We start from the raw sequence: 13,262 nt of genomic DNA, 5'->3' as shown, positions 1-13,262 counted from the left end.
TAATGGTTACAGACCATTTGTGACCACTGGTCACCCCGGGGCTTCGTGCGCAACTGACGTGAACACTTCCATCCTCATCGACATTGGCCAACTGCGCATTGGCATGTACATCCAGCTGGACGTAGGCTGGCTGCACCATCCTTTTCCTGTGAGCAGTTTCCGGGTGTCTTCGGCCGACCAGATCGCCACGCTGCGCGAACTGGGTCTGCAGCAGGTGCGTTACTTTCCCAAAAAGAGCGATCCTGGGGTGGATGAGTTGCCCCCCGCCGTCGTGGCTCCTGCGGTCACCGAGGTCCCGCCTGAGACGGCAGTGGTGGCAGAAAATGCTGCCGACGCGGAAATGCGGCGCCGCAAGCGGGAGCTTGAGGAGCAGCATCGAGCCCTGGCCAGTTGCAATCAGCGCTTCGGCGAGGCGACCCGCAAGTACATCGAGTTGGGTTCGCTGGTCTATGACGACCCAGCCGATGCCAAGCGCCAGACGGAAGCCTTGGTCGCCCGGTGTGCAGCCGACATGCTGAGCAACGGCGAATCGGTGATCCGACTGCTTTCGGAAGGCGCGGGAGAGCGCAGTGCGCTGCACCCGGTGAATGTGATGGTGCTGAGCATGCTGCTCGCCAAAGCACTGGGCTTGCAGGGGGAGGAGCTGCAGTCGCTGGGCGTGGCGGCTCTGTTGCACGATCTGGGCAAGCTCAAGCTGCCCGATGGCTTTCGCGAGTCTCTGCCAAGCTTGACGCCCAACGACCGCCTGCGCTACCAGACCCATGTGGCCGAGTCCGTGGCATTTGCGTCGCGGATGGGGTTGCCGCCCGCGGTGCTGACCGCCATCGCCCACCACCACGAGATGGCCGATGGCAGCGGTTTTCCGCAGCGCCTCGCAGCCCCGCAACTGCCTCGGTCCAGTCAGATCTTGTCGCTGGTCAACCGATATGACCGGATGTGCAACCCGTTGCCCGGTGCTGACGCCTTGACGCCCCACGAGGTGCTGTCGGTGCTGTTTGCGCAGCACAAGTCCAAGTTTGATCCGGTGGTGCTGGGAGCGTTCATTCGCATGATGGGGGTCTATCCCCCGGGATCGGTGGTCCAGTTGGTCAATGACCGCTATGCCATCGTGGTGTCGGTCAACTCCTCTCGGCCTCTGAGGCCTCGGGTCGTGGTGCACGATTCGCAGATTCCCAAGGAAGAGGCGCTGATTCTGGATCTGGAGACAGTTCCGGAGCTGGGGATTCGCCGCAGTCTCAAGCCTGCGCAGTTACCGCGTGAGGCCTTGGACTATCTGTCGCCCCGCAAGCGCATCTGCTATTTCTTCGAGCGGGCCGTGAGCCCGGCGTCCTCCGAGGCGGCCCCGTGACGGAAGATGTGCGCTTCGCCTGGCTGGATGCCTTGCAGGAGGCGGTCTGGCTGATCGACGCGCAGACCCTCCGGATCGTGCACGCCAACCACGTTGCTGGGCAGCTGGTGCGCATGCCTGCGCAAGACATGGCGGGCCGCCCTGTGATTGACTTGGCAGCCACCCCCGAGGACTTTGTGTTCTGGAGTGAGCCCACCTCGGTCGTTGCGGACGGCATTCATTCTCTGAGCCACCTGTTGCGCTCAGACGGGACACTGGTGGCAGTTGAGCGACGGGTTGCCCCCGCGGTGCTCCCGGACGGACGCCCCGCGTTCTTGCTGACGGCACTGGACCGCAGTCGCCAAGTCGAGACGGAGCGTGAGCTGGAGACCCTGCTTTCAGAGTTGCGGGCCACGCTGGATTCTGCGGCCGATGGCATGCTCGTTTGTGGCTTGAGTGGCCAGGTCCGCGCGTTCAACCAGCGGCTGGCACAGCTATGGGCCATACCGGCCGATCTGCTGCTGCAGCGGGACGACGAGGCCATTCACAAGCACATGGCGTCTCAGGTCCAGGACCCGGTGTTCTACCGCCAGCGGCTGGACGAGATCGGTTGTGAGCCCCTCAAGGAAAGCACCGACCTGCTGTCCTTGCGCAATGGCACGATCATGGAGCGCCGATCGGTGCCGCAGTTTATCCACGGCAGTCCTGCGGGACGTGTGTACTCGTTCCGCGACATCACGCGACAGACCGAGGTTCAGGCCAGTCTGCGTCTGGCTGCCCGGGTGTTCGAATCGAGCCTGGATGCCATTTTCATTGCCGACAGCCAGCACCATCTGATCCGCATGAACCCCGGATGCGAGAAACTGGTAGGGCCGTCGGCTCCGACGTTCCTCGGTTGCATGGCCGCTGCACTGTTCGGCTGCGGGTCCGATGCGGCTTTCATGCAGCAGGTATTGACTTCCTGGGATGCGGATGGTTACTGGGAGGGCGAGCTGTGGCTGCCCCGCGACAACGAAGCCTACTGCGCGGTCCAGCTGTCATGGGTGGCCCTGCGGGACGACGAGGGGCGGCTGGTCCAGAGCATTGGCTTCATGCGCGACCTGACCCAGCAGCACGCCGCCCAAAAGCGTATTGAAGAGCTCGCGTACAGCGACGTGCTGACAGGGCTTCCCAACCGCCTGCTGTTGTCGCAGCGTGTGGACACCGCGGTACAAGGCGCGCGCCAGTCGGACACGGGCTTTGCGATCCTGTTTCTGGATCTCGATCGCTTCAAGATCATCAACGACTCGCTTGGTCATCCGTTCGGGGACCGCGTATTGCAATTGGTTGCAGAGCGCATCCAAGGGTGTCTGCGGCAGACCGATATGCTGTGCCGCCTGGGCGGCGACGAGTTCGTGGTGTACCTGCACGGTGCGGGCGCTGTGATTGCCGAGAATGTCTCGCGGCGCATCCTGGACGATATGCTGCGCCCTTTCATGCTGGATGAGATGGGGTTCTCCATCCAGTGCAGCATCGGTATCGCGCTCTATCCGCAGGACGGCAAAACGCTGGACGACCTGATCAAGCAGGCCGACACCGCCATGTACCGTGTCAAGGAACTGGGGCGCGGCAGCTACGGCTTCTACCAGCCGCAAATGAACGCGAACCTGCTGTCTCGCATGAAGCTGGAACACGCCATGCGGCAGGCGATTGGCAGCGGCGGCATGGACGTGCACTTTCAGCCGCAGGTGGACATGTCCTCCGGACGCATCACTGGCGCTGAAGCGCTCGCCCGCTGGAACGATCCAGAGCTGGGGGCTGTGTCGCCGGGCACCTTCATTCCGTTGGCAGAAGAGTCGGGCTACATCGTCACGCTAGGGGCGTGGGTCATGGAGCGCTCCATACAGCGTGCAGCGGCCTGGATGCAGGCCGGCACACCGGTGGTCGTGTCGGTCAACGTGTCGGCCCTTGAGTTTCGCCAACCCGACTTCGTGGATCGGCTTACCCGACTACTGGCGGTGTACCACCTGCCCCCAGCCATGCTCGAGCTCGAGCTGACCGAAAGCATCCTGCTGCAGGAGGCGCAAGAAATGGCGGCACGCCTCCACGAGTTGTCGGCCTTGGGCATTGGTCTGGCGATCGACGACTTCGGCACGGGCTACTCCAGCCTCGCCTACCTGAAAAAGCTGCCGATCCAAAAGCTCAAGATCGATCAGTCTTTTGTGCGTGGATTGCCGGACGACGAAGGCGATCAGGCCATCATCCGCGCCATCATCAGCATCGGCCAGGCTTTGCACATCGAGGTGGTTGCCGAGGGGGTAGAGAACCCCATTCAGCGTCAGGTGCTGCAGGAGTTGCGCTGCGACCACTACCAGGGTTTTTTGTGCTCGCCTGCGGTGCCCGCAGACATGTTTGCGCAGTTGCTGCAGTTGTCGGCTGCGGTACCGCTTGTGCCGCCTCCCGCTCCGGTCCGGCGCGTACCAGCGGGGCCGGCGCCCAGCAGTTCCTCGTAGCGGAGGCGGCGGCTGTGCCGCCATCAGTTGCCCAGCGCGATCACGCCCTTCCAGAACATATAGGCGGCCAGTGCAAACAGCAGGCTGGCAAACACCCGCTTGAGCTTGCGTACCGGCAGCCGATGGGCGACACGCGCGCCCAGGGGAGCCGTCAGCACGCTGCAGACGGCGATCAGTGCGAGTCCCGGAAGCCACACATAGCCCAGAGAGCCTTCCGGGCGTCCGTGCATGCCAAGTCCGGAGCCGACGTAGCCTGCCACGTTGGCCAGCGCAATCGGAAAACCAAGCGCTGCACTGGTGGCCACCGCGTTGTGGATGCTCACGTTGCACCAGGTCATGAACGGCACACTCACGAAGCCTCCGCCCGCGCCCACCAGACCCGACAGAAACCCGATGCCGCCGCCTGCGACCCACTGCCCGGCGGTGCCTGGCATCTGACGGGCTGGAGACGGCTTCTTGTCCAAAAACATCTGCGTGGCCGAGAAGCTCACGAACAGGCCAAAGAACAAGGCCAGATAGGCCCCCTTGAGCAGGGCAAAGACGCCTAGGCTGGCCAGCAGCCCCCCCAGCACAATGCCGGGCGCGAGCCGCTGCACGATGTCCCAGCGCACGGCGCCCTTGGCGTGGTGCGCGCGCACGCTGGAGACCGAGGTGAACACGATGGTCGCCATGGAGGTGGCAATTGCCATCTTGACGGCCAAGTCCGGGGCCACGTCCCGAGCCCCCAGGATGAAGGTCAGGAACGGCACGAGCAGCATGCCCCCCCCAATGCCCAGAAGGCCCGCCAGAAAGCCCGTGCACAGGCCAAGCGCCCCCAGTTCAAGCATCAACAGGGGATCAAGCATGTGGGTTGTCCGGGCAGAGGGGCGGGATGAGGCCGCCGCCCGGGCGCAGTGGGCCAGGACGACGGGCGAGAAAAGGTGTCTGCGAACGCCACCGGACCGGCATCCTGAACCGGGGGTTCAGGTGGGCGAGGGCAGCCAGGCGTTGGGTTCATCTGACGCGAGACGATCACGCTCACCAGGCGATGTACCAAGCCCGTGCTCAGAGAGCATTGGTTCAAGGAAATATAAAGCCCGGCAACGTCGCAGACCTCGTCATTGTAGGCTGCGGGCAAAGCCTGTGGGGAGCGTCGGACGTGTCAGGGCGGCGCGTAGCGCCGCGGACATTAAAGCAGGCTACAGCAGGCGGCCGTCGTGGCCCAGCGCTTCGTCGAGGCGCTGCACAAGCTGTTGCAGGCGTTCGCTGTCTTCTGCGCCGGGCGCAGCCTGTGTCTCTATGGCAATGGCAGCGTCTGGGGCGGATGCCGCCTGCGCGGCAGCAGCCAAGCGGGCTGCTTCATGGTCGGCGACTTCAAAGGCCAGGTTCAGTGCCGCCAGCACGGCAATGCGCTCGCGCGCGCGCACCTTGCCCGCATCGCGGATGCGCGTCATGGCGGTGTCCACCTTTTCCACGGCCTCCAGCAGTCGGGACTCGTGTCCTTCAGGGCAGGCGAGCAAGTAGCTCTGCTGCAGGATCTGGACCTCAATCTGCTTCATGGCGCTCCTGCGGTGGTGTGGGGGTGGCCGCAGCCGGCAGGCGCTCCAGCAGCGCATCGATCCGTGCGCGCGCGGCGCTCAGGCGTGATTTGAGCGAGTCGCGTTCTTGGGTGAGGGCGGTGACCTGTTCCGTGAGCAGTGCGTTGGTGCGCTGCAGTTCGGCATGGCGCAACAGCAGGCGCTCAACGCGCTCGGCGATCTGGTCGATGCTCGGAGGGGTGGCCATACAGGCTTCTATTCTAGGGTTGCACTGCACAAAGCGGCTTAGAATGCCCGCTGTTGGTGCTCGCGGTGTGGTTCGCATGCCGCAGTTCAACGGGAAGCAGGGAGGTCGTGCCACCGCGGCACGCACCCAGCCTGCGCTGCCCCCGCAACGGTCAGCGAACGAGCGTTTTCGCTCCCTCTTCAGTCACACGCCACTGGATGCCTTGAACAAGCGTCTGGGAAGGCGCTGAAGGGTGCTTCGCCAGCCCGGATACCGGCCAACAAGGTGATTGCCTGCGCGCACGAGCGCGGCAATCGTTTCACCCATCGCTGGCGGGGAGGCCGGCAACGGGTTGCCTTCTGTCGGGTTTTTTCATGAACGTTCGTACTCCTCGTGCGTGCGCCGCCGCTGTGCTGCGCCCGCGTTCGGTGGCGCTGGCTGCCGCATGGCTGGCTGCGTCTGTGCCGGTGCTGGCCGATCAGGCTGCTTCCACTTTGGTGGCCCAGAACTTGCGCGCCCCGTCGATGGCCGATGTGGTGGTCACGGCCACCCGCACGGCGCAGCCGCTGTCGGATCTGGTGGCCGATGTGTCCATCGTGGACCGCGAGACCATCGAGCGAAGCGGTGCCACAGGACTGGCCGATGTGCTCAGCCGTTTGCCAGGCGTGGAGATGGCGCGCAATGGTGGTCCGGGCTCCAACACCAGCCTGTTCATCCGGGGCGCGGAGACCCGTTTCACAGCCGTTTACATCGATGGCGTACGCGTGGATTCGCAGTCCACCGGTGGCGCTTCGTGGCAAAGCATTCCGCTGGCCATGATCGAACGCATCGAAGTGCTGCGGGGGCCTGCCGCAGCCATCTACGGCTCTGATGCCCTGGGTGGGGTGGTGCAGGTGTTCACGCGCCGGGGCGAAGGCGGCTTTGCCCCCTTTGTGCAGCTGGGCGCAGGCAGCCACCGCACGGCCAAGGCCGAGGCTGGCTTCACAGGAACGCAGGGCACCTGGGACTACGCCCTGGGCGTGGCGCGAGAGACCAGCCAGGGCTTCAACGCGCGTCCCATTGCAGGCCAGAACCCCGACAAAGACGGCTACCGCAGCACGGCCGCTCACCTGCGCGGCGGGGTGCAACTCAGTGCAGCACACCGCCTCGAAGGCACGCTGCTGACCAACGACATGAACAGTGGCTACGACGCGAGCCCTGCCCGCGACGATCGCAGTCTGCACCGTCTGCACGCGCTGGGCCTGCACTGGCTGGCCCAATGGGACACGGGCTTCAAGACGCGGCTGTCGGTCACAGAAGGGCGTGACCGCTACGAGACCACACCTTCGCCCTACCTGACGGAAACCACCGTACGCAGTTACCTGTTGCACAACGAGTGGCGCCGCGGCCCGCACCAGTGGACGGTGGCCCTGGAGCGCCGTGAGGACCATCTGACCAACCGCCCCATCGACCGCAGCCGCTCGCAGGACGCACTGGCCCTCGGCTACGGCCTACACAGCGGCCCGCACACGCTGCAGTTGCAATGGCGGCACGATGCCGACAGCGAGTTCGGCGGCCAGAACACGGGCAGCGTGGCCTATGGCTATCGCATCACGCCGCAGTGGCGTGCAACAGCGGCGGCGGGCACGGCCTTCCGTGCGCCTACGCTGTACCAGCGGTTCAGCGAGTACGGTGTTGCCAGTCTGCGTCCCGAGCAGGCGCGCAATCTGGAGCTGGGCCTGCGCTATGCCCAGGGCGACTCGACCTTCTCGGTCACGGCCTACCGCAACCGCGTCAGCGACCTGATCAGCTTCGTGGGCGCAGGCACCTGTGCGTCCACCTTCGGCTGCTATGCCAACACAGCCCGCGCGCAATATGAAGGCATCACCCTGGCGGGATCGCACCGCTTCGGCGCGGTGCGCGTGCACGGCTCGCTCGACTGGCAAAACCCGCGCGATCTCGCCACGGGCAAGCAACTGGCACGCCGCGCCCAGGAGCGGTTGGTGCTGGGCGCCGACACCCGCTGGGCGGGCTGGACCTGGGGTGCCGAATGGCAGGCCTCGGGCCGCCGTTTTGACAACAGCGCCAACACGCAGGTGCTGGGCGGTTACGGCGTGGTCCACCTCACGGCGGGCACCCGTATCGCGCAGGACGTGACGCTGCAGGCGCGCGTCGACAATGTGGGCGACAAGGCCTACCAACTCGCACGCACTTACGCCACGGCGGGCCGCACGTTCTATGTGGGTCTCAAGTGGGCGCCGCAGTGACGGCCACTGTTCACGCCTTGCCGGTGCGGCCTGCGGCGGCGCCCCAGGCCGCTGCGCTGGTGCCAGGAACTGCCCTGTGCCCGGCGCTGCTGGTGGCCGCCCCAGCCTCGGGGCAGGGCAAGACCACCGTGGTCGCAGGCCTGGCGCGGCTCTGGGCGCGGCGCGGCCTGCGCGTGCAGGTGTTCAAGTGCGGGCCTGACTATCTCGACCCGTTCTGGCATGCGCTGGCCAGCGGCCAGCCGGTCCACGCGCTTGATCTGTGGATCAACGGTGCCGACGACTGTGCACGCCGCCTGCATGCGGCCGCCCAGCAGGCCGACGTGGTGCTGGTCGAAGGCGTGATGGGCCTGTTCGATGGCCAACCCAGTGCGGCCGATCTGTCCCAGCGCTTCGGGCTGCCCGTGCTGGCCGTGGTGGATGCCGCGGCCATGGCCGAAACCTTTGGGGCGGTGGCCCACGGCCTGCAGCATTACCGCCCGGGCTTGCCCTGGGCGGGTGTGCTGGCCAATCGGGTGGCCGGTGAGCGGCATGCCGACATGGTGCGCGGGGCGGTGGGCGCGGACGCCGGCTGGTGGGGTGCGCTCGAGCGATTGCCGTCCCCGTCACCTGCATCCGACCGCGCCGCCGCTGGCACGCGCGGACCCGCTGGTTTGTGGCCCGAACGCCATCTGGGTCTGGTGGCCGCCCACGAGCTGCCCGATGCGCTGGAACGGCTCGACGCCCTGGCCGATGCGCTGGAGCGCACGCCGCTCGGCCAGCTCGACCGCGCGGGCCTGCAGCGCTTTGCCGTGCCGTTTGCGCCGCCGCCCGCCGTACTCGCGCTGCCGCCGCTGCTGCAAGGGCTCACCGTGGCCGTGGCCCGCGATGCCGCCTTCTGTTTTGTGTACGAGGCCAACCTGGACACGCTGCGCGCGCTGGGCGCCACCGTGCGCTGCTTTGCCCCGTTGGCAGGCGATGCGCTGCCGCCTTGTGACGCCGTGTGGCTGCCTGGCGGCTACCCCGAGTTGCACGCCACAGCGCTGCACGCCCGCACCGACCTACGCGACGCGCTGGCCGCCCACCTGGCCGCCGGCCGCCCCATGTGGGCCGAATGCGGGGGCATGGTGGCGCTGTGCGAATCGGTCACCGATGTGCAGGGCCAGGCCACGCCGCTGTGGGGTCTGCTGCCCGGCCACGCTACGTTGCAGCCGCGCCTGGCTGGGCTGGGCCCGCAGGCGCTGGCGGTGGGCGCGGGCGTGCTTCGCGGGCATACGTTTCACCATTCCACCCTGGCCACGCCGCTGCCGCCCGCAGGCCATGCCCAGCGCGCCCACGCGGCGCCCGGGGCCGCACCGGGCGAGGCGCTGTACCGCCACGGCAGCCTGCGTGCGAGCTACTTCCATGCGTGGTTTGCGTCCGACCCAGCGGCGGCAGCCGCGCTGTTTCTGCCGGAGGCCGCATGAGCGCCATCCCCCTGCGCGTGCCCGGCATCGCCCGCAGCGAACTGCTGCTGGGCGGCCAGAAAAGCGGCAAGTCGCGCCATGCCGAGGCCCTGGCCCAGCGCTGGCTGGCCGCTGGCCCGCAGCACCGCGCCGTGCTGCTGGCCACGGCCCAGGCCTGGGACGCTGAAATGCGCGAGCGCATCGCGCGCCATCAGGCCGACCGCGCAGCACGCGTGCCCGGCCTGCAGACGCTGGAAGAGCCACGCGACCTGGCGGGCGCGCTGGCCCGCGTGTCCGCGCCCGACACACTGGTGGTGGTGGACTGCCTGACGCTGTGGCTCACGCAATGGCTGATGCCCCCCGAGGCCCCCGCGTCGAATTTAGAGCCAAATCGGCCTGATATTGAGCATTGGCAAGCACAAGCCGCTCAGTTTTTGATAGCAATTGAGCACAGCCCGGGGCCGGTGGTGCTGGTGGGCAACGAGATCGGCCTGGGCGTGATTCCGCTCGGGCGCGAGGTGCGCGCCTTCGTCGATGCGCTGGGCCAGCTCAACCAGCGGGTCGCGGCGGCGGTGGATCGCGTAACGCTCATGGTGGCCGGCTGCCCGCTGGTGGTGAAGGGAGCGGCATGAGCCAGCACGTCCGCACAGCACTGGCCCGTCGCGTGGTCGAATCGATGGCACCGTGGCTGGCGCTGTGGCTGGCGGTCTGCGCGCTGGCAGCGCCCATGGCAGCCGCTGCCCAGCCGGTGGAAGTGCGCGATGCCCGCGGCCGCGTCGTACGCCTGGCCCAGCCGCCGCAGCGCATCGTGAGCCTGCTGCCCTCGCTGACCGAAAGCGTGTGCGAACTCGGCCAGTGCCACCGCCTGGTGGGCGTGGACCGCTATTCCAACTGGCCCGAAGCGGTGCGCCAGTTGCCCGTGGTAGGCGGTGGGCTCGATCCGCAGATCGAGGCCATCGTCGCGCTGCGGCCCGACGTGGTGCTGCTGGCCGTGTCCTCGCGCGCGTCCGACCGGCTCGAAGCGCTGGGCATCACCGTGGTCACCCTGGAGCCCAAGACCCATGCCGACGTGCGCACGGTGCTCGGCACCCTCAGCGACCTGCTGGGCGTGCCCCGGGCGCAGGGGGCCGACCGCTTGTGGCGCGTGATCGACGCGTCGGTGCAGGCCGCTGCCCAGTCGCTGCCAGAGCGCGCGCGCAAGGCGCGGGTGTACTTCGAAGTCAGCCGCGGCCCGTATGCGGCAGGCGAGGGCTCGTTCATCGGAGAGACGCTGCAGCGCCTGGGCGTGCGCAACGTGGTACCCGCAGCGCTGGGGCCGTTTCCGCGGCTCAACCCCGAATTCGTGGTGCGCGCCGACCCGGATCTGATCCTCGTGGGCAACCGCAGCATGCAGTCCATGCTCATGTACCCGGGCTGGCAGACGATGCGCGCGGTGCGCGAGCAGCGCATCTGCGCCTTCGGACCGCAGGAATCCGACGTGCTGGTGCGCCCTGGTCCGCGCATGGCCGAGGCCGCGCGCATCATGGCCCGCTGCATTGCGGACAAGGCCCCATGACATCGCAGGTGCCGGTTGCCGCCACCCCCGGCTCGGCCACGCGCCGCCGCGCGGCCTGGTGCGCGCTGTGGGCGCTGCTGGCCACGCTGGCCCTGCTGCTGGCCGGCGCGGCCGTGGGCAGCACCGGCTGGGAGAGCCTCGCCCGCTTGGGTGATGACCCGGTGGCGCGCCAGATCGTTTGGGACATCCGCCTGCCGCGCACGCTGGGGGCCTGGCTCGCGGGCGCGCTGCTAGGGCTGGGCGGCGCGATTGCGCAAGGGCTGTTCCGCAATCCGCTGGCCGATCCGTTCTTGCTCGGCAGTGCCTCGGGCGCGGCGCTGGGTGGGGCGCTGGCCATGGCCTGGCTCGGCGTGTCGCCGGCCACCGCACCGTGGCTTGCGCGGCTGGGGCTCAGCGGCGTGGCCTTCATCGGCGCTGGGGCAGCCGTGCTGCTCACACTGGTGCTGGCGCGTGGCGTACAGCACACCCTTCGCCTGCTGCTGGCGGGTGTCATCGTGGGGGTGGTGCTGGGCGCGGTGCGCGACTTGGTGGAGCTGTCCTCGCCCGAGATCCTACAGGCCATGCAGGCCTTCACGCTGGGCACCAGCGCCTTTGTGGGATGGGCGGCTTGCGGTGTGATGGCGCTGGCGCTGGGGCTGTGCGCGCTGGTTGGCTGGGCGCTGGCCCGCGCGCTCGACGGGCTGGCCCTGGGCGAGGCCACGGCCCTGAGCCTGGGCCTGCCGCTGGCCCGCATGCGCGCCGGGCTGATTGCCGTGCTGGCCCTGGCCACGGGCACGGCCGTTGCGCAGACCGGGCTGATCGCGTTTGTGGGCCTGGCCGCGCCGCATGTGGTCCGCTCGCTGGTGCGGGCCACGCATCCGGTGCATGTGCTGCTGTCGGCCCTGGTGGGGGGAGTATTGCTGCTGGGCGCCGACATTCTGGCGCGCGTGCTGGTGGCCCCTCAGGAACTGCCCGTGGGCGTGCTCACCGCCGCACTCGGCGGCAGCTACCTGCTGTGGCTGATGCACCGCCGCACGCGGGCCGGAGAGGGCGCATGAACGCTGCCACCCCCATGCTCGCCGCCCGCGGCTTGCGGGTGCGCCTGGGCCTGCGCGAGGTGATCCCCTGCCTGGACCTGGCCCTGCCCGCCGGCCGCTGGACCAGCGTGGTCGGCCCCAACGGCGCAGGCAAGTCCACCCTGCTGCGCGCCCTGGCGGGCCTCCTGCCCGCGCGTGCCGTGCAGGGCCAGGTGCTGCTGCAGGGCCGCCCGCTGGCCGGCTGGCCCGCGCGCGACCGTGCCCGCGCCCTGGCCTGGCTGGGGCAGATGGAAACCGGCGGCGACGAGCTCAGCGTGTTCGACGTGGCCATGCTGGGCCGCATGCCGCATCAGCGCTGGCTGGCGGCCCCCAGCGCGGCCGACCATGCGGCCGTGGAGCAGGCGTTGCGCAGCACCCAGGCCTGGGAATGGCGCGAGCGCCCGTTGGGCGAGCTCTCGGGCGGCGAGCGCCAGCGTGTGCTGCTGGCCCGTGCGCTGGCCGTACAGGCGCCGCTCTTGCTCATGGACGAGCCCCTGGCCAACCTCGACCCCCCGCACCAGGCCGACTGGCTGCAGGCCATGCGCGCCCTGGTGGTTCAGGGCACCACGGTGGTCAGCGTGCTGCACGAGCTGTCGGCCGCGCTGCAGGCCGACGACCTGCTGATCGTGGCGGACGGCCGCGTGCGCCACCAAGGCCCGTGTGCCGATGCGGCCACGCACCGTGCGCTGGAGGCCGTGTTCGACCACCGCATCCAGGTGCGCAGCCTGGACGGTCAGTGGCTGGCTGTGCCGCGCCTGGATGTCGCCGCCGCGCCACTGTAGGTCTGGCCCTTTTTGTGAAGAAAGACCCCCATGCAGATTGAAACGCCCCCGGTGGAAAAGCCCTACGACAAAGCCGAAGGCGAGCGCCGCGGCCTGGTGATCGTGAACACGGGCGACGGCAAGGGCAAGAGCACGGCCGCCTTCGGCCTGGCCTTGCGCGCCCACGGCCGCGGCAAGGCCGTGAAGGTGTACCAGTTCATGAAGGTGCCAACGGCCCGCTTTGGCGAGCACCGCATGTTCGAGCAGATCGGCCTGCCAGTGGAGGGCCTGGGCGACGGCTTCAGTTGGAAGAGCCGCGACCTCGAACACTCGGCCCAACTCGCGCGCGACGGCTGGCAGCGCGCGAAGGCGACCATCCTCTCGGGCGACTGCTTTCTGGTGGTGCTCGATGAAATCACCTACCCGCTCATCTACGGCTGGCTGCCGCTCGACGACGTGCTGCAAACGCTGCGTACGCGGCCGCGCGACGTGCACGTGTGCCTCACAGGCCGCCGCTGCCCGCCCGAGATCATCGAGCTGGCCGACACCGTGACCGAGATGCAACTCGTCAAGCACGCGTTCCAGGCCGGTGTGCCTGCGCAGCGCGGCATCGAAGACTGATGGTCTTACACACCGCACCCCAGCGACGCCATGGCTGACGG

The 13,262-nt window shown here is 68.1% G+C and carries 12 protein-coding genes and 1 riboswitch; of the genes, 9 read left to right on the top strand and 3 right to left on the bottom strand.

Annotated elements, in window-relative coordinates; all coding sequences use genetic code 11:
- Window positions 1–58 precede the first annotated feature (58 nt).
- Window positions 59–1,348, top strand: a complete 1,290-nt coding sequence (locus ABD866_RS15205; RefSeq protein ID WP_345067046.1) for a cyclic di-GMP phosphodiesterase — start codon at window positions 59–61, stop codon at window positions 1,346–1,348.
- Complete coding sequence (locus ABD866_RS15200) at window positions 1,345–3,819, top strand: sensor domain-containing protein (protein WP_345067044.1); 2,475 nt, start codon at window positions 1,345–1,347, stop codon at window positions 3,817–3,819. The genes ABD866_RS15205 and ABD866_RS15200 overlap by 4 nt, the downstream gene beginning before the upstream one ends.
- A 23-nt stretch (window positions 3,820–3,842) precedes the next feature.
- Here the strand turns inward: ABD866_RS15200 and ABD866_RS15195 are convergent, their stop codons facing one another.
- The 3 genes from ABD866_RS15195 to ABD866_RS15185 form a co-directional block, all read right to left on the bottom strand.
- A complete protein-coding gene (locus tag ABD866_RS15195) occupies window positions 3,843–4,664 on the bottom strand; it encodes a sulfite exporter TauE/SafE family protein (protein ID WP_345067041.1) in 822 nt (273 codons plus the stop codon).
- 333 nt (window positions 4,665–4,997) lie between these two features.
- Window positions 4,998–5,357: a cell division protein ZapA gene (locus tag ABD866_RS15190; protein WP_345067038.1), complete on the bottom strand. Its 360-nt coding sequence runs from the start codon at window positions 5,355–5,357 to the stop codon at window positions 4,998–5,000.
- Window positions 5,344–5,583 (bottom strand): DUF904 domain-containing protein, encoded by a 240-nt coding sequence (locus ABD866_RS15185; protein WP_345067036.1) that lies wholly within the window; start codon window positions 5,581–5,583, stop codon window positions 5,344–5,346. The genes ABD866_RS15190 and ABD866_RS15185 overlap by 14 nt, the downstream gene beginning before the upstream one ends.
- A 37-nt stretch (window positions 5,584–5,620) precedes the next feature.
- A riboswitch (cobalamin riboswitch) is annotated at window positions 5,621–5,858 on the top strand.
- A gap of 78 nt (window positions 5,859–5,936) precedes the next feature.
- On the opposite strand from ABD866_RS15185, the gene ABD866_RS15180 reads away from it, so the two are divergent.
- From ABD866_RS15180 to cobO, 7 genes are all read left to right on the top strand, one after another.
- Entirely contained in the window at window positions 5,937–7,808 is a 1,872-nt protein-coding gene (locus ABD866_RS15180; RefSeq protein ID WP_345067033.1) for a TonB-dependent receptor domain-containing protein, read from the top strand.
- Between the two features lie 59 nt (window positions 7,809–7,867).
- Window positions 7,868–9,250: a cobyrinic acid a,c-diamide synthase CobB gene (locus ABD866_RS15175; protein WP_345067385.1), complete on the top strand. Its 1,383-nt coding sequence runs from the start codon at window positions 7,868–7,870 to the stop codon at window positions 9,248–9,250.
- Window positions 9,247–9,861 (top strand): bifunctional adenosylcobinamide kinase/adenosylcobinamide-phosphate guanylyltransferase, encoded by a 615-nt coding sequence (locus ABD866_RS15170; protein WP_345067030.1) that lies wholly within the window; start codon window positions 9,247–9,249, stop codon window positions 9,859–9,861. Before ABD866_RS15175 ends, ABD866_RS15170 begins: the two co-directional genes overlap by 4 nt.
- 95 nt (window positions 9,862–9,956) lie before the next feature.
- Window positions 9,957–10,784 carry an ABC transporter substrate-binding protein gene (locus ABD866_RS15165; RefSeq protein ID WP_345067380.1) on the top strand — a complete coding sequence of 276 codons (828 nt, stop codon included), beginning with the start codon at window positions 9,957–9,959 and terminating at the stop codon, window positions 10,782–10,784.
- Window positions 10,781–11,821 (top strand): FecCD family ABC transporter permease, encoded by a 1,041-nt coding sequence (locus ABD866_RS15160; protein WP_345067025.1) that lies wholly within the window; start codon window positions 10,781–10,783, stop codon window positions 11,819–11,821. The genes ABD866_RS15165 and ABD866_RS15160 overlap by 4 nt, the downstream gene beginning before the upstream one ends.
- Window positions 11,818–12,621: an ABC transporter ATP-binding protein gene (locus ABD866_RS15155; RefSeq protein ID WP_345067022.1), complete on the top strand. Its 804-nt coding sequence runs from the start codon at window positions 11,818–11,820 to the stop codon at window positions 12,619–12,621. The genes ABD866_RS15160 and ABD866_RS15155 overlap by 4 nt, the downstream gene beginning before the upstream one ends.
- Window positions 12,622–12,651: 30 nt before the next feature.
- On the top strand, window positions 12,652–13,221 hold the full coding sequence (gene cobO / locus ABD866_RS15150) for a cob(I)yrinic acid a,c-diamide adenosyltransferase (RefSeq protein WP_345067019.1): 570 nt from the start codon (window positions 12,652–12,654) through the stop codon (window positions 13,219–13,221).
- The last annotated feature ends 41 nt before the right edge of the window (window positions 13,222–13,262 follow it).

The sequence above is a fragment of the Acidovorax lacteus genome, assembly GCF_039540375.1.
Classification (GTDB): domain Bacteria; phylum Pseudomonadota; class Gammaproteobacteria; order Burkholderiales; family Burkholderiaceae_C; genus Acidovorax_G; species Acidovorax_G lacteus.
The sequence above is the reverse complement of the archived record's forward strand: the minus strand, read 5'-3'. Positions and strand labels throughout refer to the sequence as shown.